Raw genomic sequence first — 24,669 nt, forward strand, 5'->3', positions numbered from 1 at the left:
TTAGGCGTTAACAAAAACAGAAGATGTAAGCTGACTTTGACTGACACCCTGCACGATTCCTAAATAATTACTGCCCGACTTAATCGCCGTAGAAGCGACACTTGCGCCTCCATCCAACTGCAAACTCACAGCTTCAAAAGTCAAGTTGGCAAATCCGATACTGTCAGTCAAACCAATTTTATCCCCAGCCCCAAAATCGACAATTACATCGGCACTAATTAAAGTAGCCGTAGCAGACAAACCTCCTGCTAAGATAAACGTATCATTTCCACCACCGCCCGTCAGAATATCTTGCCCGCGATCGCCCGCCAACAAATCAGATCCGTTACCGCCCATCAAGACATCATCTTCTTTGCCGCCGCGAATAGTATTGTTACCGTCAGATCCGATTAGTTGATCGTTATCGTTGTTGCCGCTGATAAAATCATTGCCCACACCGCCATCAATTGAATCCGACTCTTTGCCGCCGGATAAGCTGTCATTGCCGCCTGCGCCATTAATTGTATCGGCACCTTGCATCCCATTAATGCTATCAACATCTTCTCCCCCGGTGAGATTGTCTTTGCCGGAAAGGGCAAAAATTGGCAATTCCGCAGCATTTTGCGGTATTTGACTATCGGCACTATCTGATAGGAAATAATTGCCGTCGCTGGCTGTATTTTTGGGTGCTGTTGTCGGGCTGCCGTCCCCTATAGCATTGGGTATTGGCGAAGTAATCGATACTAATGTGTTGGGAGTAGGAGTAGGAGTTGGTGTGGGAGTTGGTGTCGGAGTCGGTGTGGGAGTCGGTGTCGGTGCGGGATTGACACTACCGTCAAGAGAAGTCGCAAAAACCTGCGTCCAATAGTGATTGAAATTTTCTGTGCCAGTATCGTCGGCTAAGAAATAGTAACCGATGCCAATTTCTTTGAGATTGGGGTTAATAATGTTAGCCCGGTGGCCGCTGCTGTTCATCCACGATGATACAACTTGTTCGGGTGTAGAAGATCCAGCAGCGATGTTTTCAGCAGCCGCTGAGAATTTATAGCCCGTTGCAGTAATCCGGGTTCCTAATAACGAACCATCTTTTCCGATATGGGAAAAGAAGTCTTGCAGTGCCATGTTTTGGGTGTGATTTTCCGCCGCATTTAGTAACTGAGTATTTAAGGTTAGGGGGGACAAACCTAATTTGCTGCGTTCTATGTTAGTCAGGGTAAGCGCATCTAATTTCTACATTCCCGTATATAGCGTTTGAGTAGAGACAAAAGCGCTATAGGTGGAAAAGCCGTTCTCAATAAACAACAATAAAGCCGAGTTATTGTCCTAAAACCCCTCGTTATTGACAAGATGCGCTTACCCTGCTATGTTAGTAAGCTCTAAAACTCTATAAATAAAGTTTTGATTGGTTGAAGGTGGTGCGACTTGAGAGGCCGATCGCTCTCCTGTTAAAATGTCCAAAGACTGAGAACCGGAATTTTGTAGGTGTTCAAGCATGGGGATGATAAACAGTTTTAAGACTTGGTTTTGCTGGTAGATTGCTTACCGTCTTAACGATAGTTTCCCCGATCGCTAGCTGGCTGGGTACAATTTAATAATTGTCTTAGTCCCTGCCGCTGCTTTATCTATTTTGATTATAGCTGTTCTCAAAGTGCGGATGTCAAGATACCGGCTCTGGTTGGGAAAGGGAAGAGTGCGATCGACTTTGAGGAGAGTTTTCAAGGAATTCGCGATCGCCCGTGGCATCAAGACAATTTTAGATTTTAGATTTTAGATTTTTCCTGATTAGTAAGGTTTACGCTACCCACCAAGCCTGCTGGCTGGCTGGCTAGAAACCCGGTTTCTACGAGTTTTGCGGACAGGAACGACAAATATAGGAAGAAACCGGGTTTCTGAATTCTGTGTGCGATCGCAAACTAAGTTTTTAGTAGAATCATCACAAAAAATTCTAAATAAATTCAAAATTCACAACCGCGCAGGGTTGTTCCGGATCGCCAAAGCAATCTCAAGATTTCAAACTATTTTCTTGTCCGCCTCTAGCCTCCTGAGCAACTTGCTCAACCTCATCTTTGGCGAGAATTTCCAAAGCTGTCTGTGCTTCTGCACCGCCCAACCGCCCCAAAGCTTGAGCGACTCTGTAACGGATCTGCCAATCTGCATTGGAAGTGTAGGGAAGCAGCAGCGGCAGCGCCCGTTTATCTCCCAATTCACCTAATGCACTAATGGCAATGGTTTGGATCAATTCGTTTTCAGAAGTCAGGGCATTTTCTAACATCGGAAAAGCTTTCGGATCTCCCATTTCTCCCAAAGCCGCAACGATGCTCAGTTGCACCAGCCATTCAGAGGTACTGCTGTAAACTTGCTGCAAATCTTCTAAAGCATCGGTTAATTTCAATGCGCCCAAAGCATCGGCTGCTGCTGCTTGCACGTCGGGTTCGGGGTCGTTGTTCAAGCAGTTTCGCAGTACCTCTAAAGCGTTCGGCAGATTCTGCGTGCCGAGGGTTGATAATTGGCTGACTGCTGCGTAGCGAACCCGGACGTTGTTGTCGCAGATCGCAATTTGAATCAGTTTATAGGCTATCGCGGGTTCTAGTTGCCGCAGTTGGTTGACTGCTCGCAGCCTTTCGCCAAAATCCTCGGAATTCAGCAATTGTTCGACAGACTCAGGGGTAATGCTCATCGGATTTTAGATTTTAGATTTTAGATTTTAGATTTGGTAATTGGTAATTGCCAAAAGCGAACGAGATTTAAGGAGCGATTCCCTACGGGATAGCTTCGCTTCACGACTCATTTTCGGGTACCGTCCTAGAACTGCAACAGTTAATTTAAGACTCCGCCGCCATCGATCGGATAATATCTCCCCTAGTGAGGATGCCGATTACTTTGCCCGCAGTATCAAGCACCGGCAATCGATGGATACTGCGATCGTGCATCAGTTTGGCTGCTTCTTGGACAGATTTGTCGGGCCCGATGGTAACTGGCTCTGTACTCATGGCTTCTCCTACTGTTTGTCCTAAAGCCTTGTGGAGTTCTCGCTCGTAACGAGAGGGATTTTCCAAATAAATTACGCTGTCGAGCACCATGATATAAGCGGGCGGAGTTACGCCGGTTTCCCGCCACATCAAGTCGGTTTCGGAGATGACTCCTACCAACAAGTCATTCTCATCTACGACGGGAAGACCGCTAATGCGTCGTTCGGCTAAAATTTTAATCGCTTCGTTCAAGGGCATTTCGGGTCGCGCCAAAATCGGCTCGCGGCTCATTACATCGGCTACTGTTTTTGGCATGATTAGCGGTTGATTGAGTTATCTCTCCTTATCGATCATATAGGGAAAGCGTGACACAGACTGAAGAAAGGCAGCTCTGCCGAAGGGATTCGTTTGAAGGTAGTAAAGAAGGAAAAAGTTTGAATGCCAGAATTTTGCTGTTTTTTTCGATCGCACTATAAAATTCTGCCGTTTGCCTCTTTCCGGCGAGCGATCGACCTGACAAGATTGTTAAGATATATTAAAGAGCGGATAAATCCTTACCAATGCCCGAATCTCCAGCCCGAAAACCAGACTCCCAACCAGAAACGCGCTGTGTATTGGTTTGCCAGTATCAATCTTGCCTGAAAAATGGTTCAGCAGCAGTGCTAGCTGCTTTTGAAGCTCAACAAGTTGCAGGGGTGAAAGTGGAGGCCTGTAGTTGTCAGGGACAGTGCACCACTGGCCCGACTGTACGAGTTACCCCGGACGAAATTTGGTATTGTCGAGTTAAACCGAGTGATGTACCGTTAATTGTGGAAGAGCACCTCAAAGGGGGAAAACCTGTAGAGGCGCTGTTTAATCCGAGAATTCATGCGCGTTATTATTATTAGTATGGACTTAATTCGGTGAAACTTCCAAGCTCTGGCGCATCTAATTTTAATAGTTATTGTTAAGGAACTGGCACTTTGAAAATCAAAGGAATTGCGCTGAGTTTGTTAGTCCTAATTCTGGGGCGTCCGTCGGCGGTTGCTGCTCAAACGTCGGCGGTTGCTGGGGATATTTGTCCTGGGGAATTGGGGGCGCAAGTAGATGCGATCGCCAACCGTCCCGAATTTAGCCGATCGCGCTGGGGCATTTTGATTCAACCTCTATCTTCTACTGCTACTCTCTACAGCCGCGACGCCCAAAAATATTTTATTCCTGCATCAAATGCCAAGCTGCTAACCACAGCCGCTGCTTTACAGAAACTCGGTGCAGATTTTCGGATTAAGACATCGGTTTACAGCGGCGAAAATGGCAGTTTGTACGTGGCCGGCAGGGGAGATCCGAGCATTGCTGAGCCTCAGTTGAAATCCTTGGCGCAGCAGTTGAAGCAGCGGGGAATCAGTCAAGTTAACCAATTGATTGGCGATGACAGCTATTTTCAAGGCAGTGCAGTCAATCCGAATTGGGAATGGGAAGACGCGCAAGCTGGCTACGGAGCGCCAATTAACAGTTTAATTTTCAATCAAAACGCGATCGACCTTCTATTGTCCCCACAGGCGATCGGACAACCTCTGAAAGTTACTTTTGCCGAAGCAAAGCTGGCAAATCAGTGGCAACTTCAGAACAATTCAGTAACAGTCGCCCAAAACGAATCCGAGTTTATTGAAGTTGGCAGGGAGTTCGATCGACCTATAATTCGAGTCAGCGGACAGTTGAAAGTTGGTGCAGAACCTGAATCAGCTTATGTCGCAGTTGTCAACCCTGCTAATAATTTTTTGCAGCAGTTTCAGCAAGTTCTGGCGGCGGAGGGAATTCCTGTTAAACAGGCTTTAGTTGCCTCGGCTTCTCGCAATTTAAATCAAGAATTAGCGACCGTTGAATCGCCGCCGCTAGCGGAATTGGTGAAAGAAACTAATCGCGAAAGCAACAATCTTTATGCAGAAGTTTTATTGAGATTGTTGGGGAAAGTTACAGACAAGATTCCCCTGCCACAAACACTCACAGGCAAGATGCCTGTGCCACAAGAGGATACAGGTGAAATGGGTTTGAAAGAGTTAAAAACCGCTTTAACTCAATTAGGAGTAAGTCCAAACAGCTACATATTAGCGGACGGTTCGGGACTTTCCCGCCACAATTTAATTAGCCCTGAAGCCTTGGTGCAAACTTTGAGATTTATGGCCAATTCACCTGCTGCATCTATTTACCGCCAGTCACTGCCGATCGCTGGCAAGAGCGGCACTTTGAAAAATCGCTTTAATGTTACACCAAATCGCGTAATTATGCAAGCAAAAACAGGAACTATGAGCGGAGTTTCGGCGCTGTCGGGATATATCGAAGTTCCGAATTACGAACCGCTGGTGTTTAGCATTATTGTCAATCAATCTGACCTATCGGCTGCAAAAATGCGATCGGCAACGGACGAAATTGTGCTATTATTGAATCGCCTGCGCCGCTGTTAAAACAATACATTTAAGGTGATAAACTTGAACTCAGTAGTTACACCTAAAACACAGGACACCCCAAAACCTTACAAGTTTTAAGTTTAATTAGATTGCAGCGGCGGGGATCGAAAAGCAGCTACAATAAAAGTAGAAAAATTAACACCATTGGGACGTTTTAGCCTGCTACCAGTCGGCGGGTTCTGTACTGACCGAAAATAAGTCTAACTTTCCCACTATGAATTCTTTCGATTCCGAACAGCAACACATCTTTGTCGAAACCAATAACATTCGCCTGCACTGCGTTTCTCAAGGAGAAGGCGAGCTTGTTCTTCTCCTGCATGGGTTTCCAGAGTTTTGGTACTCTTGGCGTCATCAAATCCCTGCTTTAGCGCGTCATTTCAAGGTGGTAGTGCCGGATTTGCGGGGCTACAACGATTCCGATAAGCCGGAAAGCGGGTATGATTTAGATACGCTGAGCGCGGATATTCGCGGTTTGATTGCGAGCCTCGGTTATACAAAAGCTCACGTTGTAGGTCATGATTGGGGAGGGGCGATTGCGTGGCACTTAGCTCAAAAATTTCCCGAACAACTCAACCGCTTGGCAATTTTAAACGCTCCGCACCCGCAGCGATTCGTGCAGGAAATGGCGAGCAATTTAGATCAAATCCGCCGCAGTTGGTACGTTTTGGCGTTTCAGGTTCCCGGCATTCCCGAATGGTTGATCCGGCAAAACTTGAAAGATTTTGTTCACAATGTTTTCCAAGGACAAGCTGTTCGCAAAGGAGCTTTTAGCGCTGAGGAAACTAAGATTTATCAGACTGCTTTAGAAAAGCCGGGAGTATTAGCCGCCGCTATCAATTATTATCGGCAGATGTTTCATCCGCAGAGGCTTTGGAATTTGGGGCAGAAATTAGAACCTGTGACAGTGCCTACTTTAGTACTTTGGGGAGAAGAAGATGCGTTTTTGAGCCACAAACTTGTAGAAGGTTTAGACAGATTAATTACGGCTCCGTTTAAGTTGAAATTAGTTCCTCACTGCGGCCACTGGATTCAGCAGGAAGCGCCGCAGACGGTGAATCGAGAATTGCTGAGTTTTCTAAGAAATTCTTCTCCTTCTTTGGCTTTGGCATAGAAAAAAATTAACGCTTGCAAATAAAAACGGGCAAGATGCCCGTTCCACAAGAACATTTAATTTTTGTGGAACGGGCATCTTGCCCGTTCTTAATATCTGACGCACCCTACTTATTTATCAGTCCCAGAGCAAATTTTCTTGGATCAGCAGTGCAATCATCGCAGTTCTGGAACAAACACCGAGTTTGATAAAAATCCGCCTCACGTAAGTAGCAACCGTCCAGTGACTGATATTTAAATTTTTGGCAATACATTTGTTTGGCAGGCCTTGGGCTACTAATTGCGCGATCGCTCTTTCCCGTGGACTCAGGCTAATTTCCGGTTTGTAACTTGTGCTTTGCATACTTTTGCAATGAGGTAACGAGTTAAAATCTAATCAATTAAGGGTAGAATTCCGAGTTTCTCTCGAACTTCAGATAAAGGAGTTTCCCAATCAGATGGAACGTCCCAATTAATTAACCGAGTGGCTAATTTTCCATGTTTTAAGCCTTTGATAATTTGTCTGATCGCGCATTGGCCGCCGATCAGTCCAACTAACACTAAAATCGCACAAGAAGGACGAAATACTTGAGCGCGAGTAAACGCTTGAAGTATAAATTCATCTTCTGTTGAAGCCGATAGACCGGTCAGAACCGGTTAAACGCCGTGGTTTCGCTGAATCCAGTCTCCCGATGCGCTCGGCTCAAAGCCTTGTTCGTCTAGAAATCGCGCCACTGAGCACCCTAATGTTCCTGCTGGCAGTTGGCGCAATTTTGCCAAGTCTATTTCAAAGTGTCGATCGCTCTCAATTTGAGGATTAATTGTTTGAGCAATCTTTAATATAACTTCTAATTGACCGTCAGCCATGATTTATTCTCCCTCGAACAATGATTTAACTCTCTGGCAAACTTAATTTGTGTTTGTGAAGTTCATTTTTGCGATGAATCAAGACGACTTTTTTTACGGACTCAGCTTAGAAATCGTACTTTCTGTCAAACCAATCGGCTATCAGGAGCTTTTACATTTCTTTACAAGGATTCTTAGATTTGAAATCTGCTACCTGTAAAAATCGCCCTAGTTTTTCTAATCGCCACTTGACCCACCGGGAAGTACCCGTAAAATCCACAGTATTTAGCGGTGATTGGAACTCCCTTACTTACGTATATAAATTTATTCTGCTGCTAATTATTAGAACCTGCAATGAGTCAGAAGTTGAAGCTTGCAGGCCTCGTGATGCAGGTGCATACAAGTGAAGAGAGTAGAAGGGAGCTGAAGTAAGGTGAAGTTATGCAGAGTTGATTTTTCGGCATTACGCAGTAGTGCCAATCCCCCGTGGTTGCCGAATTTGTAGTGGTCATCATGGGCGATTGCCCCTATGTCGTTAGAATGCCGCTCAAATGAGTGTCACTCATTTGAGCGACTGGTCAAATATGTTCACCAACAGCTACAAATAAAGTAGAGATTCATACAAGGTGTTACTATGAAAAAACTTTCCATTTTGTTATCCACAGGAGTTGTGTCATTGATTTGGTGCGCTGCTGCTAGCGCTACCACTTATGTTAATCCTAACGGTAAAACTACTTTAAACTTGTCAGAAAAAGGAAACAATCGCAGCGGTTTTTACTTAACCAAAGTAGGCAATCGGGAATTTTTGGGCAACATTCAAATTACCCGTTCCGAAGGAGCAGCAGGCTCTTACTATTACAATGGAACTTTCAAAGACAGTGCGACCGGCCCTGGCAGAAAAATTGTTTGTTCTGGAGATATTGCCATTGTCAGGCGTCAAGTTGGAAGAAGCAGCCAATTGGGAGCCGAAGTTACTTGGAAGGTGAAAGCAGGAGAAAATTGTCCTTCTATTGGCCAGACATTTAAAGTAAATTTAGTCGAAGCTTTACCGCGTCCTAATGCAAGTGGCGACTATACTTCTAGCAATGCTAATACTTGGTCGAGTCCAACAAATGGTTTTGTAACTTGGCCTGCTTGGCGAGTCACCTCGCGAGATGGACAACTCAACTGCCGCAAGACCGCAAACGGAGCAATTCAACAAGTTTACCGCGCGGATAGAGATACAATTGCTGCTGAACTCAGGGGAGCAAATGCGATTACGATGGCGAACGGTAAACCCTGGTTGCTGACAAGACAAGGCTGTTATGTGCGCGCTAATTCTCAATACGTTCAGCCAGTTTCTATGCCTGAATAAGTGTTCGTAAATAGGGAGGATCTCAATGAAAGCAGCCCAGCTAGAAATTGGAGTTTTGAGGCAATAGGCAGAAGGAAGGAGCCAGGAGAAGTATTTTTACAAATATGAGATGCTCCCAGTTCCGCTGTCAGAGCCACGCGGCTTACCAAAAGACATGAATCCAGTTTACAAGGAGTATTTTGAAAACAATTCTGTTGGAATAGAGCATCACTTTACGTGGTTTATGGTTCAGGAAGTTATTGAATATGATGGGGACGGAATGTTTTTACCAGGCACGGGTTATGTAGACCGTCGATATGCTTATCCCTTTCATAATTCAGGTTGTTTTCCACAGGATTTTCTCAAGAATAAACCTGTTTATAAGTCAATACGATTCAGTTAAGGAAAATTGTAGCGAAAATGTTGGGCGGAGTGAAACGGAGGGTTCGTTCCACGGGCCCAACCTACGCACGATCGGTTTTTTTAGCACTAACCCAAGCGTATTGCGTCAATCGATTTTAGATTTTAGATTTTAGATTTTAGAGGCAACCTCACGGATAAATGCGGGGGCTTGAGGATCTTCGATTTTCGATTTGGGATTGATTCCACGGATAAATCACGTGGCGGGTAGCATCAAGAAATTCCTGGTCATAACATTAAAATTAAACTGCTCAAAGAATCGCCGACTTTCCTGTTAAACAAAAACGTCGCACCATAGCTACAGCCTGCCAAGGAGGATGTCAATCAGAATAGTGGTATCGACTAGAGATAATCGTTAGATCCTCGTCATCCATACCATAAACTAATCGATTCGTATCATCAATTCGCCTCGACCAAAAACCAGCCAGATTCTCCCTCAGTGGTTCTGGCTTTCCGATCCCCTCAAACGGCAATCGGATTGTTGCCTCAATTAGCTTGTTAATTCGTTTTAACGTTTTCTTGTCTTGCCCTTGCCAATATAAATAATCGCCCCAAGCCTCATCCGTCCATGCTAACTTTCTAGTCATCCAACAAATGTCGCTCCACCACTTTCCCCTGCTTAAACTGAGCGATAGAACGCTCCAAATGGGCAGCATTGGTGGGAGATTTGAGTAAATGAACTGTTTCCAGCAAACTATTAAAGAACTCTAGCGACATCACCACGGCATCCTCCGCATCCCGTCTAGTGATGATGGTATAGTCCGTATCTTCCACTACTCTGTCTAAAACAGCCTTGAGGTTATTTCTCGCTTCGCTAAAAGAAACAATATTCATCTACTTGACATTTGTACTACTTACTGTACAAGTATACCAATCCGCAATATATTCGGCAATCCCGATCTCATATGATGTCCGGTCAATTTACTGGTTCTATGGCTGTGTTACTGGTTTATATCATTCCGGTGCAGCCGGAATTGATATTACTGGTTTACTGGTTTACGGGCTGTGCTTCTTAACCCATTTAAGCGACAAGCGAGCCGAAGCCGAGCGAAAATTAAATTCGAGGCTCGCTTGTCGCTGTTGAGCGTTACTTTCGTTCTTTGTGAAAGTAACGAGTAACACGAGTAAACAACCAGTAAAGGAGTAATAATTGAGGACTAAAAAACTTAGATTTCTTCGTCCAAATCTTCTACATCATCTACCTCATCTACATCATCTACATCCTCTACATCATCTACATCCTCTACCTCAACAGGAGCGACAGAATTAGCAGAAACCACAGCACCAGTCTCAAGTTTCTTTTTAACTAGCTCCTCAATTTCATTTTTGAAATCGATGTTTTTCTCCATGTGCTGGATCACTTTGTCTCGTCCTTGAGCTATGTTCTCTCCGTTGTAGCTATACCAAGAACCTTTTTTCAGAATTACTCCCATTTCGTCGGCCAAGTCAGTCAGACAGCCTAAAGTAGAAATGCCTTTGCCAAATACAATGTCAAATTCGGCAATACGGAAAGGCGGAGCAACTTTATTTTTAGCAACTTTAACTTTCGTGCGGTTGCCGTATTCTTCTGTACCTTTTTTCAAGCTTTGAATGCGGCGAATGTCAAGCCGCACGCTGGCGTAGAACTTGAGTGCGTTACCGCCGGTTGTTGTTTCCGGGTTGCCGTAAGTTATGCCGATTTTCTGCCGCAATTGGTTGAGGAAAATGACGGTACAGCCGGATTTGCCGATGTTGCCGGTGATTTTCCGCAAAGCTTGGCTCATCAAACGCGCTTGCAAACCCATGTGGGAGTCGCCCATGTCGCCTTCGATTTCGGCGCGGGGGACGAGGGCGGCTACGGAGTCAATTACTACGATATCGACGGCGACGGAACGCACGAGTTGATCGACTATTTCTAGGGCCATTTCGCCGGTATCCGGCTGGGAAACTAAGAGATTTTCAATATCGACGCCTAAAGCTGAGGCGTAGGTGGGATCGAGGGCGTGTTCGGCATCGACGAAGGCTGCGATACCGCCGGATTTTTGGACTTCGGCGATCGCGTGGAGAGCTAGAGTGGTTTTACCGGAACTTTCCGGGCCGTAAATTTCAATAACTCGACCTTTTGGCAAACCGCCGCCCAAAGCAATGTCCAGTGTCAGGGCTCCGGTGGGAATGGTTTCTACCCTCATGCGAGTGGAGTCTCCCAATCGGACGATCGCGCCTTTGCCAAAGCTGCGCTCGATTTGGGAAAGTACGGAAGTTAGGGCTTTTTGCTTTTCTGAGTTTTCAGTGGAAGTTTTTATAGACGCTTCTTTTTTTGCCATTTGCGGTACGCGGGTAGACCCCTTGCGGAGCTTGTTGATTAACTGTACAACACGTATGTTAGCAGTTATTTTTGGGGTCTGGAGGTTCTGGGAGCATTTGGTTGAAGATTCTTGATTTTGGGGTAGTTCAGCCTGCTCCCGCCTTCAGAATGCCCAAGATGTAGAAGATATTTAACTGGTTCCCAGGCTCTGTCGGGGAACCGATGTAAGCGAGGCTCTGCCTCGAAAAGCTTACATTAAAATTGGAGGCAGAGCCTCCGGATCTGTGTTACCAGCCAGAGCCTGGTAACAAGTAATCGCCACAATTAGGACAAGCATGGGATCTACAACACATCAAGACACATCTGTAAATACCAAAAATTCCCGCTGGCTGATGAACTTATTGGCGATCGGCATTTTACTAGGTATCGGATTTCGGTTTTTTGAGATCGATCGCAAACTTTACTGGCACGACGAAGCTTACACATCAATCCGCGCCGCTGGTTTCACCCGCCAAGAAATCGACGACGAACTATTCCAAAACCGGATTGTTCCCGCACCACAATTGCAAAAATATCAGCGGATTAAACCGGGAAGTACAGAAGCAGACACAATTCGTTCTTTAGCACTAGAAGACCCGCAGCATCCGCCTTTATACTTTCTCATGGCTCGTTGGTGGATGCAGCAATTTGGCAGTTCTCTAACAGCATCGCGCAGTTTGCCAGCAATATTGAGTTTGCTGTCGCTGCCTTTGATGTACGCTTTAGCTCAGGAACTTTTCGCCTCGAATTTGGCTGCGTTATTAGCAACAGCACTTTTGGCTTTATCACCCTTTGACATATTGTTTGCTCAGACAGCAAGACAGTACAGTTTGCTGACAGCCACAGTTCTTGGCAGCAGTTGGCTGCTGCTGAGAGCAGTGCGGTTGCGGGGTTGGCAAAATTGGGTATTTTACTCGCTGGCGATCGCTCTTGGTTTCTACACTCACCCTTTCTTCAGTTTAACACTCATCGGACACGGAGTTTTTATAATTTATTACTGGTTGTTTGTCAAAAAAACAAAATTGCGAGGTCATGTAACTAATTCCCAATTTTTTTTAGCAGTAACAGCAGCTTTAATATTGTATATCCCCTGGATTTACGTGCTGGTGACAAACCTGGAACGTGCCTCCTCTACGACAGATTGGACGCGAGTATCTCCGGGTTGGCTGTATCTTGTCAAATTGTGGACACTCAGCTTTACAGCTTTATTTTTTGACTTCGACTTCGGGTTTGATAATATTTGGACTTATCTGCTGAGATTGCCATTTTTGCTGTTAATTGTGGCAGCCATTTACACAATCTGCCGCCGCACTAGCAGTTCAACTTGGCTATTTATTGTAACATCAATTTTTGTACCTTTTTTGATACTGGCATTACCGGATATAATCCTAGGCGGCAAACGTTCCGCCGTCAGCCGTTATCTGATTTCCTGCTTTCCGGGAGTGCAGCTAGCAGTTGCTTACTTGATCGCCAGTAACGTGAAAACTCAGCAGCGGTTTTGGCAAGTCATTTTAGCCTTGGTATTTACAGCAAGTATAGCATCCTGTACTGTCAGCGCTTTTTCTGATACTTGGTGGAGCAAAGACTTGAGCTATTTTAATGCTGAAGTTGCGAAAATTATTAACAAAGAGGCGATAGCTAACCGATCGATTAAAGATACAATTGTAATTAGCGATCGCGGCAACGATTTTACGAACATGGGAGATTTGCTGTCTCTGAGTTATTTGCTCGACAAAGACGTGCGGCTGATGCTGCTGAGCCAGTCGCCAGAAATCGAGATGCTGAACAAATATTCGGCTCCCCTGGTGTTGGGCCCTTCGGAAAAATTGATCTCGGCACTCAAGCAAAATCAACGCCGCTTAGAGCCAATATTGCAGTATGCCAGACTTTTTCGAGCGCGGCGAGCTTCTTAGAGCAATTCTGAAAAGTAGCTGTAGGGACACTCCAAGAGCCCAAGGCGTGTCAACTTAACGTCAAACCTAGTTATAGATGGCTGTTTGACTATTAAGGCCAGATCCCCCCTAGCGAGCGGGCGGGCACGGGGGCACCGCCCCTACGAAGGGGAGGACAGGAAGCCTCTTTAAGTCAACCCCTACTCCCCTTCTTAAGGGGGATTTAGGGGGATCTGGACTCAGGTAAAAACGAGATTTATCAAGGCTTTCAAGCTTAAGTTGACACCTATGGGCATTGCCGTCTCCGGCGCCTGGATTCGGGACACGGCAAGGCCTAAGTCCCTACTGTTCGTTTTAATAATTGGTATAAGATTTAGAATTGTAGTCAGACAAAAAAACTCTGTCAGTTGTCTCAAGTATTGGGGCTGACACACCCGACATCATCAGCAATAATTATTTGAATACTTAGGATAAAAAGCAATGCAAGAGTTAAATAATTCATCTTCCGAATCCGCGCAGAAGTTTCGCAATCTTCAGACAGAATTACGCGAACGTTGGCGAGCTATCGAAGAATTTGACAGCGGAGATTGTGACATTATTATCATTCCTTCTCTCAGCTTAGATCAGCAAGAAATGCAGAAAGTTGAGGGGGCTTACCACTACGAAGAGCGGCATTTATTTTCATTGATTCGCCTGCGAAATCCGCGCACTCGCTTAATTTACATTACCTCGGAGCCCTTGCACCCGATGATTGTGGATTATTACCTGCAATTGCTGCCGGGAATTCCATTTTCTCACGCGCGCGATCGGCTTTTGCTGTTCAGTGCTTACGATGCTTCTGCCAAATCCCTCACCCAGAAAATTTTAGATCGTCCTCGCTTGATGGAGCGCATTCGTCAAGCAGTGCGGCCGACAAAATCTTATATGGTTTGTTATAACTCGACGCCCTTAGAACGCGAGTTATCTGTTAAATTGGGGATTCCTTTGTGGGCTAGCGATCCCGATCTTTTATACTGGGGAACAAAAAGCGGTAGCAGGCAAATTTTTAAAGAATGTGGCGTGCCTTATCCTGACGGTTCCGAGTTGGTTTGGAATGCGGAAGATTTAGCGGAAGCGGCGGCCGAGTTGTGGGAAAGGCAGCCGCATTTGCAACGAATCGTAATTAAGTTAAATGAAGGTTTTTCGGGGGAAGGAAATGCAATTTTACATCTGAATTCCCTCGCAGGTAAAGCGCCTAAAGAAAGAGCGAAGGCAATTGGCGCTCACTTCCATAATTTGCGCTTTCAAGCAACAAGCGAAACCTGGGAAAATTTCAGCAGCCGGATTCCCGAATTAGGGGCCATTGCCGAAGCATTTATTGAAGGAGAAGAAAAGTTCTCGCCCAGTGTTCAAGGCAGAATTGTCCCCAGTGGCGAAGTAGAAATTCTCTCCACTCACGACCAGATTTTAGGAGGCCCAGACGGCCAAATTTTCTTGGGTTGCCGATTTCCGGCGGACGAATCTTACCGGCTGGCGTTGCAAGAATTGGGATGGAAAGTCGGGCAAAACTTAGCTAAAAAAGGTGCTTTAGAGAGATTTGGAGTAGATTTTCTCGCTGTAAAGCAATCCGATGGGAAATGGGATCTTCAAGCAATAGAAATTAACTTACGTAAAGGAGGCACAACTCATCCGTTTATGGCTTTGAAACTGTTAACAAACGGTCGGTACGAGCGTACTACCGGATTATTTTACAGCCAGCAGGGCCGTCCGAAATATTATGTGGCTTCGGACAATTTGAAAAAAGAGCGCTATCGGGGATTATTACCGAACGATTTGATGGATATTATTGCTGACAATCAACTGCACTTTGACAGCGGTACTGAGACGGGCAGTGTGTTTCATTTAATGGGTTGTTTGTCGGAGTTTGGCAAATTGGGAGTGACGAGTATTGGCAATTCGCAGCAAGAAGCTGAGGATATGTATAACAAAGTTGTAAAAGTTCTCGATCGCGAAACGTCAGGGGATTTTAGATTTTAGATTTTAGATTTTAGATTTTAGATTTTATCCAGTCAGTCACCTTAGATCCCCGGCTTCTTGAAGAAGTCGGGGATCTAATATCCCTAGCGTTTTGTATAACAACTGGCAAGACGATTAGGATGTTCTTAATCACCCAAATCATTGCTATTATTGAATTGGCCTTCTTGGTTCCGTTAGAGCTAATTTTTAGCGGGATAAATGGGCGTGGGATCGATCGAACCTGTGCGGTTGAGTGGCCAAAAACGCACAATTGCCCTACCGATGATATTTTGCTTGGGTACAAAGCCCCAGTAATGACTGTCACAGCTTGCGTTGCGGTTGTCGCCGAGCACCAAGTAAGAATTTGGGGCTACAACTACAGGCCCGTAGGGATACTGTGGAATTTCTTCAATATATTTTTCCTGTAGCGGCTGCTTGTTAATAAAAACTTTTCCCTCTCTGACTTCCACAGTGTCCCCTGGAAGTCCGATCACTCGCTTGATATAGGCATCTTTGATCGGTGGTGGCTCTCCCGTGCACAAACTAGCCTGGTCAGGAGGCATAAATACGATAATATCTCCTCGCTGGGGCTCTTGGAATCGATAGCTTACCTTATCTATAATTAATCGATCGTTAATTTGTAGGGTTGGGAGCATCGAGCCGGTGGGAATGTAGCGTGCTTCGGCAACCAGGGTGCGGATACCAAAGGCTAAGAATGCTGCTAAGCCGATCGTCTTAATTCCTTCGATCCAAGGATTTTCGGTGTCTTGCGGAGGTTTTTCGTCGGCTGACTTGTCTAGACGAGTCATAGGGTATTGTAGTGACTGAGCTGGATACGAATTATAAACTTAATAATGCTTCCATGCTAGCACGCTGTTTACTGAATTAAGGATATCTTATGACTACCCAATCAAGTTTGTTAATCCGTCGCGCTCGCATTCTTTTGCCCAATGGTGAGTTTTTGGTAGGAGATGTACAAATATGCGATGGCAAAATTGTCCAAGTTGCTGCGGAAATTGTCGAATCTGGCGATCGAGAAATAGATGCCAAAGGCTTAACTCTGTTACCCGGAGTAATTGATCCCCAGGTACACTTCCGGGAACCGGGTTTAGAACACAAGGAAGACTTATTTACCGCTAGCTGTGCTTGCGCTAAAGGCGGCGTGACATCGTTTCTGGAAATGCCGAATACGCGACCTCTGACCACAACCCAAGCTGCCTTAGATGATAAACTAAGTCGCGCTGCCGAGAAGTGTTTGGTGAACTACGGCTTTTTTATTGGTGCAACGCCGGAGAATTTGCCGGATTTGTTGAATGCGAATCCGACTCCCGGAATTAAGGTGTTTATGGGTTCGATGCACGGGCAGTTGTTGGTGGATGGAGAAGCAACTTTAGAGGCGATTTTTGCTGCAGGCGATCGACTAATTGCTGTACACGCAGAAGACCAAGCTAGAATCAACCAGAGGCGTCAGGAATTTGCCGGGATTTCCGATGTTGCCGTGCACTCGCAAATTCAAGACAATCAAGCAGCTTTATTGGCAACTCAGCTAGCATTAAAACTTTCTAATAAATATCAGCGCCGTCTGCACATTCTGCACCTTTCAACTGGGGATGAAGCTGAGTTGTTGCGCCAGGAAAAACCGAGTTGGGTGACAGCAGAAGTTACGCCGCAGCATTTGTTGTTAAATACCAGCGCCTATCAAAAAATTGGCAGTTTAGCTCAGATGAATCCGCCTTTGCGCGAGCCCCGCGATAACGAAATACTTTGGCAAGCTTTACTCGACGGCGTAATTGATTTTATCGCCACCGACCACGCGCCGCATACATTAGCAGAAAAAGCTCAAGATTATCCGAATACGCCGTCTGGAATGCCGGGAGTCGAAACTTCTTTGCCTTTGATGCTGACGCAAGCAGTAGAGGGAAGATGTACAGTGGCGCAAGTTGCTAATTGGATGTCGGCAGCCGTTGCTAAGGCTTATAAAATTGCCAACAAAGGGGCAATTGCTCCGGGTTTTGACGCCGATTTAGTCTTAGTTGATTTGGAGAAGTACCGCCCGGTGGTCGGAGCAGAGATGGCGAGCAAGTGCGGCTGGAGTTCCTTTGAAGGTTGGAGTTTGACTGGATGGCCAGTTGTGACTGTTGTGGGAGGAAAAGTTGTTTTTGAGAAGGGGAAATTGGATACAAATGTGAGGGGAGAAGCCTTGACATTTGACGCTGATTAAGCATGAATTTAACTCAAGTGTTATAATTGGGTATTCCTGCATCGCAAAGGCGATTTTACCCATGCTTCTCGAAGAACTAGAAACACAACTCCTGGCCTTAACTCCGACTGAGAAAGCTGAAGCCATCCGGCTTTTAACCCAAAGTTTAAACAATAGTTGGCCAGGAATTACCAAAACTCCCGATCTGTGCGGCGGCGATGCTTGCATTGCCAAAACTAGACTTCCCGTTTGGCTGTTCGTGAGTTTGCGCCGTCAAGGTTCAAGTGATGCTGAACTTCTACAATTTTATCCCCAGTTGAATGCTGCAAACTTAGTAAATGTCTGGACTTATGCTGAGGCTAACTCCGAAGAAATTGAAAAAGCACTCCGAGAAGAAGCAGCAGCAATGATGCAGGAAGTATAATTTATGGCACGTCTCTATGCCGATGAACAGTTCCCGTTTCCTGTTGTGGCATTGCTGCGAAATTTAGGTCACGATGCCCTGACTATTCAAGAGGCAGGAAATGCCGGAGATGATGACCCCGAAGTATTAGGCTTTGCTGTGAATAACGATCGGGCGGTTATGACGCAAAATCGTCGGCATTTCATTCGCTTGCACGCTCAACAACCAAATCATGCTGGTATTATCGTCTGTACAGACGATAAAGATTTAGAAAGGTTGGCAACACGCATCAATGATGCTATTGCTGGTGAAGAAACTTTGAGAGGCAAATTGATTCGTGTTAACCGTCCGCATTAAGTTCGCGCTGAGATGTTGCACCATTGTCTCTTAACAGGCTGAGTGAGAATGGTGCAACATCTAAATTCGATCGCCTTTTCTCAAATTTCCAATTGCCAATCCAATAACTCGCCATTACCAATTACTTCAATTTGCCGCCCGTTATCTAGATAAGTCAAATAAATTTGCCAATATTTTTCTGGTTTGTACTGCAATATTTCCGCCCATTCGATCGCCACAATTCCCAAATCCATTTCTAACCCGTCCCAATAACTTTCTAAGTGCAAAGCCTCGGCTTCTTGGGGTTCTAGTCGATACAAATCTAGATGATACAGCGGAATTCTCCCTCCAAAATACTCGTTAATCAGCGTAAAAGTAGGACTTTCGATCGAGTCTGAGATTCCTAAACCTTCAGCGATACCTTGAACCAAGGTAGTTTTGCCCGCACCTAAATCTCCTTGTAATAAGATTACAGTGCCGGCGGGGAGCGATCGACCTAACGCAAAACCAAACTTGCGCGTAGCTTCAGCATCTGGAAGTGAAAGTATCATATTAGTCATTAGTCATTAGTCATTAGTCAACAGTCAACAGTCAACAGTCAACAGTCAACATTCAACAGTCAACAGCTTAAATGTTCTGGGCGCGGCCGTACCAACGCAGCAACATCCCCGCCAACCTTTGAGAATTGTGGCGAATTAAACCCGTATTTTGATCTTCATCCATGACATTGGCGATGACAACTCGCCGCCCCAATTGCGTTACGGCTTCTCGATCGAGCACAACCGGATAAGAATCCTCCTGAGAATAGCGAATCAAAGCCTTTGCAGAAGGGACTTTTCCTTGAACTACTACAGCATCGAACAGCGGCCGGCCGCAAGCGCGGTCGATCGCCCGAATGTGGTCTGCAACACTGTATCCGTCAGTTTCCCCCGGCTGAGTCATAATATTGCAAACATAAATGCGAGGAACTTCGCTGTTGGCGATCGCATCAGCAATTTCCGGCACCAACAAATTCGGAATCACACTCGTATAAAGACTCCCCGGCCCAATAATGATAAAATCCGCTTCCCGAAGTGCTTGGGCTACCTTGGGCAACGCCGGAGGATTAGCAGGAGTGCAGCCTATTTTGATGATTTGCCCGTTAGCCTTTGTAATGCTGGACTCCCCCTCAATCCTGCGGCCGTCCGCCAGTTCTGCCCACAAAGAAACATCGCTCAGAGTAGCCGGCAGCACCTCTCCCCTAACTGCTAAAACTTTAGAACTCGCCGCGATCGCCTGTTCCAAATCTCCAGCAATATCGCTCATCGCCGTCAAAAACAAATTCCCAAAACTGTGACCCACCAAACCGTCACCGGCCCGAAAGCGATATTGAAATAACTCAGTCAATAACTTTTCCTCATCTGCCAAAGCAGCCAAACAATTGCGAATGTCTCCCGGCGGCAATACCCCAATTTCCCGCCGCAGCCTCCCGGAAGACCCGCCATCATCCGCCACCGTGACAATAGCAGTGATTTTGGCGCTGTAATCCTTCAATCCCCTGAGCAAATTAGAAAGGCCCGTACCGCCCCCAATTGCCACAATTTTCGGGCCGCGGTGCAAGCGACGGTGGTTGAGGAGTCGATCGACCAGTTCCTCGTTGCCTTCGGGCATCAGCACTTGGGTAATAGAGTTCAAACTGCGAGTTTGTCCCCACAGAATTAATAAAATCCCGCCAGCAATGATGATCGGGCCCGACACGTAATTAGGAACAACTTCCGCAATCCACGCCAAAAAATTTCTCAACAATTGCAATAAGAAGAAAATGGGAGTCATCCCAGTCCAAATCGCTAAACCCAAAGTGGCAAGTACCACGCCGCTGGCACTAATCAGCAGCCACCGTTTCACTAACAGTCCGGGGGCTAACCACTTAAACCACTGGTGAACTCGCCCGTTCCGCAAAGAAGGGGGGTAAGGATTTCTGGATTGGGCAAAAACCTGCTTGGCTTTAGCCAAGACACGGAGGGCTTTAGGAAGTGAACTAATTGACATGGTTAATTAGTCTTAAGGGTATTGGAACAGCTCGAGCTGACAAATTTACAATACAAGAGAGTTTTGATTCTGGCAGTCAATTTAAGTAATTGGTTATTAGTCATGAGTCATGAGTCATTAGGTAGACTAATGACTGAGGACTGACAACTTATTGATAACATCCTATGGCTGAGCCACTAATCGAACTCAAAGGGGTAAGTAAGTCCTTCGGCCAGAACCCGATCCTCGATCGAGTCGATCTGAGGATTTATCGGGGAGAGGCCCTGGCAATTATTGGCCCTTCCGGGACGGGGAAATCTACGATTCTGCGGATAATTGCGGGTTTGTTGGCCCCGGATGCCGGTGAGGTTTTTGTTCAGGGACAGCGCAGAGTCGGATGGGTGGACGACGTGGCAGATCCGATCGGAATTGGGATGGTTTTTCAGCAAGCGGCTTTGTTTGATTCGCTGACGGTGGAGGAGAATGTCGGTTTTTTACTTTACCAGCATTCTAAGCTGCCGCGCCGCCGCATTCGGGAATTGGTGGAGGAAAAGTTGGAGATGGTGGGTTTGCCGCGAATTGGCGAACGCTATCCGGCGCAGTTGTCTGGGGGAATGCGGAAGCGGGTAAGTTTTGCCCGCGCTATCATGGCGAATCCTGATAATGACAGGGATAATCCAGAGGTTTTGCTGTACGACGAACCGACGGCGGGTTTAGATCCGATCGCTTCGACGGTAATTGAAGATTTAATCCGCGACTTGCAGGCGGCCCAAGGTGTTTGCAGCACTTATGCGATCGTCACTCACCAAGACAGTACCATCCGCCGCACTGCCGATCGCATCGTGTTTCTCTATCGAGGCAAAGTGCAGTGGGAGGGAACTGTCAATGACATTGCATCGACAGATAATTTACTAATCCGACAATTTTTTAGCGGCAGTGTTACTGGGCCAATTCAAGCGCTTGGATAGTCAGCCAATTTTAGATTTTAGATTTTAGATTTTAGATTGAAATGACCGATGACCAATGACTAACGACTAATAACCAATGACCAATGACTAAGGAGGTAATATGCGATCGCGAACTGTAAGAGAAGGTTCTGTCGGGTTCTTAATTTTAGTAGGAATCGGTTTATTTGGCGGCTTAGTGCTCTGGCTGCGGGGCGTGCAGCTAGGGAACCGCAGCTACAAATTCGCCGTAGAATTTGGCAGCGCCCAAGGAATGCAAATAGGCACGCCCATCAAATATCGTGGGGTTGCAGTCGGTAAAATTACCGCCCTCAAACCGGGTTCCAACGGCGTAGACGTGACGCTGGAGATTGCCCCCGGTACTTTAGTGATTCCCAGGGATGTTACGATCGAAGCGAATAAATCGGGTTTAATTGGCGAATCGTCGATCGACATTACCCCCAACTCGATTTTGCCAGAATCGTTACTTACCGCCAATCCCGTTAGTGCCGACTGTCCCCCTGAGATTATCTGCCAAAATTCGCGCTTAAAAGGTCAAGCTGGAGTCACTATCGACGAACTAATTAAGTCCACAGTCCGCCTAGCTAATTTCTACACTGACCCCGCGCTGTTCAACAATATTAAATCCCTGGCAGAAAATACAGCCAACACAGCTAAAGGTGCAGCTAAACTAACTCAAGATTTATCGAATTTAACTCAAACTGCCCAAACCGAAATAAAAACTTTGAATCAATCTGTAAGGGAAGACCTGGGCAGCTTAAATCAATCGTTAAAAACCGAAATAGCAGGTTTAAATCAATCATTAAAAGGAGAAGCCAGCAGTTTGAATCAATCATTAAAAGGAGAAGCTAGCAGTTTAAATCAATCGATCAAAGGGGAACTCTCAGTAGTCGCCGCTGATGTTTCTAAAGTAGCAGCTACGGCGGACACTTCCACAAAAGCCGTATCTGCATCTGTAATAAGTTCGGCTAATTCAGTAAGTCAAGCAGCCAATCAAGTTACATTAACAGCCAACCAACTCAATTCTTTAGTAACAACCAACCGCGCCAGTTTAGTCTCAACTCTGAATAACATCAATCAAAGCAGTCAGGAACTGCGGGTAGCTGTCAGCAGTTTGAGTCCAACAATTAATCGACTCAACCAAGGACAATTGCTGAACAATTTAGAAGTTTTATCAGCAAATGCTGCCCAAGCTTCTAGTAATTTGCGAGATTTATCCAGCCAGGTAAACAATCCCGCCACTTTGCTATTATTGCAGCAAACTTTAGATTCTGCACGAGCTACATTTCAGAACGTGCAGAAAATCACTTCCGACGTGGATGATTTGACGGGAGATCCGGCTTTCCGCAACAACATTCGCAGGTTGTTCAACGGATTAGGAGGCTTATTGGGTTCGACAGAACAACTACGACAGCAAGTTAAAGTCACTCAAACATTAGCTCCCCTTTCTGAGAAAGTAAATGAGAGTACAACTCCCAGAAATCAATCAGTAGAGCCTGGATATCCCAGCTTGCAGAAACTGAAAAAAACGCCTGTTATACCTTCTCAAACTGCTAGGTCAGCAGAACCTGTAGAGCCATAAAATACCCCTAAAAACTGGGTATAATTGAATAACTGCAATTGCACAATATTCTCCCTCTACTCTAGTTAGTAAGATGCAAAAGGCGCGCCCCGATCACAGCTAGTTCATAAGGTGCGCCTTTCGCACCCCGGCCTTAAAGTTCTTGTCCCAATCCTATTAACAAAAAACTCTTTCAATCAAAAGAAGGAAAACCAATGACGCAAACATTATCGAAACCTGACGAAACCAAAACCCAATATAATGTAACTTGGGAAAAATTGCCAGATGACTTTAAATTACCCGACGATCCCGTGGAAAACATCGACCAACCACTTTTAGCTGCGGCGCTGCGAGAAGCCTTGGATATCGCAGGATTTATCCTAGCTTCAATGCTAATAGCTTCCAATTTTGGACTCTGTGCGAAAGTCAACGACAAAACAGTAGTAAAAGCCCCAGATTGGGTGTATGTTCCCTCGGTATTACCAGCAGAACCAGGAGAAGTTCGCCGCAGTTATACGCGCAATGCTGAGGGAGAAGTACCTGCTGTAGTAATGGAATTTTTATCGGATACTGACGGCAGTGAATATTCAAATAAACCGACATATCCTTACGGGAAATGGCGGTTTTATGAGCGAATTTTGCAAGTACCGATTTATGTAATTTTTGAACCGAAATCGGGAGTATTGGAACTGTACAAGCTCTCGACATCGGGAGAATATGAATTGCAAGAACCAGATGCTGATCTGCGATTCTGGATAGAATCAATGGGTTTATTTCTGGGGGTTTGGGAAGGTGAAAAATCTCAGAGAACGGGTTATTTTGCGCTGGTGGGATGAGAATGGCAATTTGTTGCTGTGGGGTGCGGAACGGGTGGAACAGGAACGCCAGAGGGCCGAAGAGGAACGCCAGAGGGCCGATCGACTAATGGCATACTTGAGAAGCCAAGGCATCGATCCTGATGGCATTTGAAGGTGTGAAAGGTCGATCGACCTTTCGGCCCTTAATCCAATCCCATTTTGATTGCACAATCGAGTCAGCAAGGGCGTTTGAGATTAAAAATAACCACAATTAAGGAGCGATCTGCAGGACTGCAACAACATTAGAAGAAAAATTAGATCGGCTTTCTGATGAATTAGCCTCAGCACTAGAAGCGGAACGCCAGCGTGTTCCTGAACTCACATCTTTGCTACCGCGTTACCGAGCTCGGTTTGGCGAAATGCCAGAGAGTAACGGCTAAAAAGTAAGGGTGCGATCGCGCTTCACCGCTCTCGATCGCCCGCGTGTTATTGTTACCTAAATGTCCTTGACAAATCTCTGGTGTTGTGTGCTGGGCTAGAATAGGTCTCAAATTTTAAATGGCGAAGGGCGATCGTTTTGCGATCGAACTTGGGCAATCTAGAGATAGGTGCGAGTGCGAGTGCCTGGAAAACAGCGAGGCAAAGGGTTAGCAATGGAAAGTACACAGAAAAAATCTAGTGCTCGTCCGGTTAATAAGGGCGATCGAATTAAGCAGATTTTTGCGTTAGTATCAATGGTTGGCTTTGGTGGTTCGGCAATTTTTGGTATGGTGAGTCTGTTCGGCAGCGGTTTGAGCAGCCAGCACCAGCAAAAGCAGACGCCAGTGGCTGTTTCCCAGGAATCTCTGCTGGCGGCGCAAGAACGGGGATATGAGACGGTTTTGCGGCGGGAACCTCAGAATCTGACTGCTCTGGAGGGGTTGGCAAATGTGCGGTTGCAGATGAATAATAAGCTGGGGGCGATCGAGCCTTTGGAGAAGTTAGTGAAGCTAAATCCCGATCGGGCGGATTATAAGGTATTGTTGGGGCAGGCGAAGGGAAAGTAAGGGGCGATCGGTTAATTAAGAATTGGCGAAATCTCAATTTTATTATCTATCCTAGGTATCAATA

25 protein-coding genes and 1 pseudogene are annotated in these 24,669 nt (G+C 45.9%); 13 read left to right on the forward strand and 13 right to left on the reverse strand.

Features of this window, described 5'->3' with window-relative positions:
• The 4 genes from QUB08_RS07755 to QUB08_RS07770 all read right to left on the reverse strand — a co-directional run bounded on the left by QUB08_RS07755 (position 1) and on the right by QUB08_RS07770 (position 3,263).
• Entirely contained in the window at positions 1–1,191 is a 1,191-nt protein-coding gene (locus tag QUB08_RS07755; protein ID WP_333224244.1) for a CAP domain-containing protein, read from the reverse strand.
• Between the two features lie 357 nt (positions 1,192–1,548).
• A complete protein-coding gene (locus QUB08_RS07760; protein WP_333224199.1) occupies positions 1,549–1,722 on the reverse strand; it encodes a hypothetical protein in 174 nt (57 codons plus the stop codon).
• A 259-nt stretch (positions 1,723–1,981) separates the two neighbouring features.
• On the reverse strand, positions 1,982–2,656 hold the full coding sequence (gene nblB / locus QUB08_RS07765; protein WP_333224200.1) for a phycobilisome degradation protein NblB: 675 nt from the start codon (positions 2,654–2,656) through the stop codon (positions 1,982–1,984).
• Between the two features lie 145 nt (positions 2,657–2,801).
• Positions 2,802–3,263, reverse strand: a complete 462-nt coding sequence (locus QUB08_RS07770; protein ID WP_333153921.1) for a CBS domain-containing protein — start codon at positions 3,261–3,263, stop codon at positions 2,802–2,804.
• Positions 3,264–3,508: 245 nt separating this feature from the next.
• Here QUB08_RS07770 and QUB08_RS07775 point away from each other — a divergent pair, with 245 nt between their 5' ends.
• The 3 genes from QUB08_RS07775 (at position 3,509) to QUB08_RS07785 (ending at position 6,503) form a co-directional block, all read left to right on the forward strand.
• Positions 3,509–3,835, forward strand: coding sequence for a (2Fe-2S) ferredoxin domain-containing protein (locus QUB08_RS07775; protein WP_333224201.1), 327 nt, complete (start codon positions 3,509–3,511; stop codon positions 3,833–3,835).
• Between the two features lie 81 nt (positions 3,836–3,916).
• A complete protein-coding gene (dacB, locus tag QUB08_RS07780) occupies positions 3,917–5,389 on the forward strand; it encodes a D-alanyl-D-alanine carboxypeptidase/D-alanyl-D-alanine endopeptidase (protein ID WP_445300901.1) in 1,473 nt (490 codons plus the stop codon).
• Between the two features lie 217 nt (positions 5,390–5,606).
• Positions 5,607–6,503, forward strand: coding sequence for an alpha/beta hydrolase (locus QUB08_RS07785; protein WP_333224203.1), 897 nt, complete (start codon positions 5,607–5,609; stop codon positions 6,501–6,503).
• Between the two features lie 117 nt (positions 6,504–6,620).
• Here the strand turns inward: QUB08_RS07785 and QUB08_RS07790 are convergent, their stop codons facing one another.
• The gene (locus QUB08_RS07790) at positions 6,621–6,845 is read right to left on the reverse strand and encodes a response regulator transcription factor (RefSeq protein ID WP_083888111.1); all 225 of its coding nucleotides are present in this window, start codon (positions 6,843–6,845) and stop codon (positions 6,621–6,623) included.
• 293 nt (positions 6,846–7,138) lie between these two features.
• Positions 7,139–7,348, reverse strand: a complete 210-nt coding sequence (locus QUB08_RS07795; RefSeq protein WP_333224204.1) for a hypothetical protein — start codon at positions 7,346–7,348, stop codon at positions 7,139–7,141.
• A 613-nt stretch (positions 7,349–7,961) separates the two neighbouring features.
• Here QUB08_RS07795 and QUB08_RS07800 point away from each other — a divergent pair.
• On the forward strand, positions 7,962–8,681 hold the full coding sequence (locus QUB08_RS07800; RefSeq protein ID WP_333224205.1) for a hypothetical protein: 720 nt from the start codon (positions 7,962–7,964) through the stop codon (positions 8,679–8,681).
• A gap of 719 nt (positions 8,682–9,400) precedes the next feature.
• On the opposite strand, the gene QUB08_RS07805 is transcribed toward QUB08_RS07800, so the two are convergent.
• From QUB08_RS07805 to recA, 3 genes are all read right to left on the reverse strand, one after another.
• Positions 9,401–9,667: a Txe/YoeB family addiction module toxin gene (locus QUB08_RS07805; protein WP_333224206.1), complete on the reverse strand. Its 267-nt coding sequence runs from the start codon at positions 9,665–9,667 to the stop codon at positions 9,401–9,403.
• Positions 9,660–9,914 (reverse strand): type II toxin-antitoxin system prevent-host-death family antitoxin, encoded by a 255-nt coding sequence (locus tag QUB08_RS07810; protein WP_333224207.1) that lies wholly within the window; start codon positions 9,912–9,914, stop codon positions 9,660–9,662. Before QUB08_RS07810 ends, QUB08_RS07805 begins: the two co-directional genes overlap by 8 nt.
• Positions 9,915–10,246: 332 nt before the next feature.
• The gene (gene recA / locus QUB08_RS07815) at positions 10,247–11,383 is read right to left on the reverse strand and encodes a recombinase RecA (RefSeq protein WP_333224208.1); all 1,137 of its coding nucleotides are present in this window, start codon (positions 11,381–11,383) and stop codon (positions 10,247–10,249) included.
• 316 nt (positions 11,384–11,699) lie between these two features.
• Between recA and QUB08_RS07820 the strand changes: the two genes are divergently transcribed.
• Positions 11,700–13,316, forward strand: coding sequence for a glycosyltransferase family 39 protein (locus tag QUB08_RS07820; protein ID WP_333224209.1), 1,617 nt, complete (start codon positions 11,700–11,702; stop codon positions 13,314–13,316).
• Positions 13,317–13,775: 459 nt separating this feature from the next.
• The gene (locus tag QUB08_RS07825) at positions 13,776–15,311 is read left to right on the forward strand and encodes a peptide ligase PGM1-related protein (protein WP_333224210.1); all 1,536 of its coding nucleotides are present in this window, start codon (positions 13,776–13,778) and stop codon (positions 15,309–15,311) included.
• A 179-nt stretch (positions 15,312–15,490) separates the two neighbouring features.
• Here the strand turns inward: QUB08_RS07825 and lepB are convergent, their stop codons facing one another.
• On the reverse strand, positions 15,491–16,099 hold the full coding sequence (gene lepB, locus QUB08_RS07830) for a signal peptidase I (protein WP_333224211.1): 609 nt from the start codon (positions 16,097–16,099) through the stop codon (positions 15,491–15,493).
• Between the two features lie 89 nt (positions 16,100–16,188).
• Here lepB and QUB08_RS07835 point away from each other — a divergent pair, with 89 nt between their 5' ends.
• The 3 genes from QUB08_RS07835 to QUB08_RS07845 all read left to right on the forward strand — a co-directional run bounded on the left by QUB08_RS07835 (position 16,189) and on the right by QUB08_RS07845 (position 18,250).
• Positions 16,189–17,511 (forward strand): dihydroorotase, encoded by a 1,323-nt coding sequence (locus QUB08_RS07835; RefSeq protein WP_333224212.1) that lies wholly within the window; start codon positions 16,189–16,191, stop codon positions 17,509–17,511.
• A gap of 61 nt (positions 17,512–17,572) precedes the next feature.
• Positions 17,573–17,914: a DUF433 domain-containing protein gene (locus QUB08_RS07840; RefSeq protein ID WP_333224213.1), complete on the forward strand. Its 342-nt coding sequence runs from the start codon at positions 17,573–17,575 to the stop codon at positions 17,912–17,914.
• Positions 17,915–17,917: 3 nt separating this feature from the next.
• On the forward strand, positions 17,918–18,250 hold the full coding sequence (locus QUB08_RS07845; RefSeq protein WP_333224214.1) for a DUF5615 family PIN-like protein: 333 nt from the start codon (positions 17,918–17,920) through the stop codon (positions 18,248–18,250).
• A gap of 80 nt (positions 18,251–18,330) precedes the next feature.
• Here the strand turns inward: QUB08_RS07845 and tsaE are convergent, their stop codons facing one another.
• Both tsaE and QUB08_RS07855 read right to left on the reverse strand, forming a co-directional pair.
• Positions 18,331–18,780 (reverse strand): tRNA (adenosine(37)-N6)-threonylcarbamoyltransferase complex ATPase subunit type 1 TsaE, encoded by a 450-nt coding sequence (gene tsaE / locus QUB08_RS07850; protein ID WP_333224245.1) that lies wholly within the window; start codon positions 18,778–18,780, stop codon positions 18,331–18,333.
• Positions 18,781–18,856: 76 nt separating this feature from the next.
• Positions 18,857–20,257, reverse strand: coding sequence for a gluconeogenesis factor YvcK family protein (locus tag QUB08_RS07855; RefSeq protein WP_333224215.1), 1,401 nt, complete (start codon positions 20,255–20,257; stop codon positions 18,857–18,859).
• A gap of 164 nt (positions 20,258–20,421) precedes the next feature.
• On the opposite strand from QUB08_RS07855, the gene QUB08_RS07860 reads away from it, so the two are divergent.
• From QUB08_RS07860 to QUB08_RS07870, 3 genes and pseudogenes are all read left to right on the forward strand, one after another.
• Positions 20,422–21,204 carry an ATP-binding cassette domain-containing protein gene (locus QUB08_RS07860; RefSeq protein ID WP_333066584.1) on the forward strand — a complete coding sequence of 261 codons (783 nt, stop codon included), beginning with the start codon at positions 20,422–20,424 and terminating at the stop codon, positions 21,202–21,204.
• A gap of 100 nt (positions 21,205–21,304) precedes the next feature.
• A complete protein-coding gene (locus tag QUB08_RS07865; RefSeq protein ID WP_333224216.1) occupies positions 21,305–22,783 on the forward strand; it encodes an MlaD family protein in 1,479 nt (492 codons plus the stop codon).
• A 194-nt stretch (positions 22,784–22,977) separates the two neighbouring features.
• Positions 22,978–23,731, forward strand: a pseudogene (locus QUB08_RS07870) (Uma2 family endonuclease).
• Between the two features lie 217 nt (positions 23,732–23,948).
• Here QUB08_RS07870 and QUB08_RS07875 read toward each other — a convergent pair.
• Positions 23,949–24,110, reverse strand: a complete 162-nt coding sequence (locus QUB08_RS07875) for a hypothetical protein (protein WP_333224217.1) — start codon at positions 24,108–24,110, stop codon at positions 23,949–23,951.
• Positions 24,111–24,179: 69 nt separating this feature from the next.
• Here QUB08_RS07875 and QUB08_RS07880 point away from each other — a divergent pair, with 69 nt between their 5' ends.
• Complete coding sequence (locus QUB08_RS07880; RefSeq protein ID WP_333224218.1) at positions 24,180–24,605, forward strand: tetratricopeptide repeat protein; 426 nt, start codon at positions 24,180–24,182, stop codon at positions 24,603–24,605.
• The last annotated feature ends 64 nt before the right edge of the window (positions 24,606–24,669 follow it).

Source organism: Microcoleus sp. BR0-C5, from assembly GCF_036705045.1.
GTDB lineage: Bacteria > Cyanobacteriota > Cyanobacteriia > Cyanobacteriales > Microcoleaceae > Microcoleus.

Coding starts and splice junctions, on each gene's coding strand:
- QUB08_RS07805 (WP_333224206.1), bottom strand. CDS start 9,667: ATGACTAGAAAGTTAGCATGGACGGATGAGGCTTGGGGCGATTATTTA.
- QUB08_RS07825 (WP_333224210.1), top strand. CDS start 13,776: ATGCAAGAGTTAAATAATTCATCTTCCGAATCCGCGCAGAAGTTTCGC.
- QUB08_RS07845 (WP_333224214.1), top strand. CDS start 17,918: ATGGCACGTCTCTATGCCGATGAACAGTTCCCGTTTCCTGTTGTGGCA.
- lepB (WP_333224211.1), bottom strand. CDS start 16,099: ATGACTCGTCTAGACAAGTCAGCCGACGAAAAACCTCCGCAAGACACC.
- QUB08_RS07790 (WP_083888111.1), bottom strand. CDS start 6,845: ATGCAAAGCACAAGTTACAAACCGGAAATTAGCCTGAGTCCACGGGAA.
- QUB08_RS07770 (WP_333153921.1), bottom strand. CDS start 3,263: ATGCCAAAAACAGTAGCCGATGTAATGAGCCGCGAGCCGATTTTGGCG.
- QUB08_RS07855 (WP_333224215.1), bottom strand. CDS start 20,257: ATGTCAATTAGTTCACTTCCTAAAGCCCTCCGTGTCTTGGCTAAAGCC.
- QUB08_RS07835 (WP_333224212.1), top strand. CDS start 16,189: ATGACTACCCAATCAAGTTTGTTAATCCGTCGCGCTCGCATTCTTTTG.
- QUB08_RS07800 (WP_333224205.1), top strand. CDS start 7,962: ATGAAAAAACTTTCCATTTTGTTATCCACAGGAGTTGTGTCATTGATT.
- QUB08_RS07760 (WP_333224199.1), bottom strand. CDS start 1,722: ATGCCACGGGCGATCGCGAATTCCTTGAAAACTCTCCTCAAAGTCGAT.
- QUB08_RS07775 (WP_333224201.1), top strand. CDS start 3,509: ATGCCCGAATCTCCAGCCCGAAAACCAGACTCCCAACCAGAAACGCGC.
- QUB08_RS07785 (WP_333224203.1), top strand. CDS start 5,607: ATGAATTCTTTCGATTCCGAACAGCAACACATCTTTGTCGAAACCAAT.
- QUB08_RS07795 (WP_333224204.1), bottom strand. CDS start 7,348: ATGGCTGACGGTCAATTAGAAGTTATATTAAAGATTGCTCAAACAATT.
- recA (WP_333224208.1), bottom strand. CDS start 11,383: ATGGCAAAAAAAGAAGCGTCTATAAAAACTTCCACTGAAAACTCAGAA.
- tsaE (WP_333224245.1), bottom strand. CDS start 18,780: ATGATACTTTCACTTCCAGATGCTGAAGCTACGCGCAAGTTTGGTTTT.
- QUB08_RS07865 (WP_333224216.1), top strand. CDS start 21,305: ATGCGATCGCGAACTGTAAGAGAAGGTTCTGTCGGGTTCTTAATTTTA.
- QUB08_RS07820 (WP_333224209.1), top strand. CDS start 11,700: ATGGGATCTACAACACATCAAGACACATCTGTAAATACCAAAAATTCC.
- QUB08_RS07860 (WP_333066584.1), top strand. CDS start 20,422: ATGGCTGAGCCACTAATCGAACTCAAAGGGGTAAGTAAGTCCTTCGGC.
- nblB (WP_333224200.1), bottom strand. CDS start 2,656: ATGAGCATTACCCCTGAGTCTGTCGAACAATTGCTGAATTCCGAGGAT.
- QUB08_RS07810 (WP_333224207.1), bottom strand. CDS start 9,914: ATGAATATTGTTTCTTTTAGCGAAGCGAGAAATAACCTCAAGGCTGTT.
- QUB08_RS07840 (WP_333224213.1), top strand. CDS start 17,573: ATGCTTCTCGAAGAACTAGAAACACAACTCCTGGCCTTAACTCCGACT.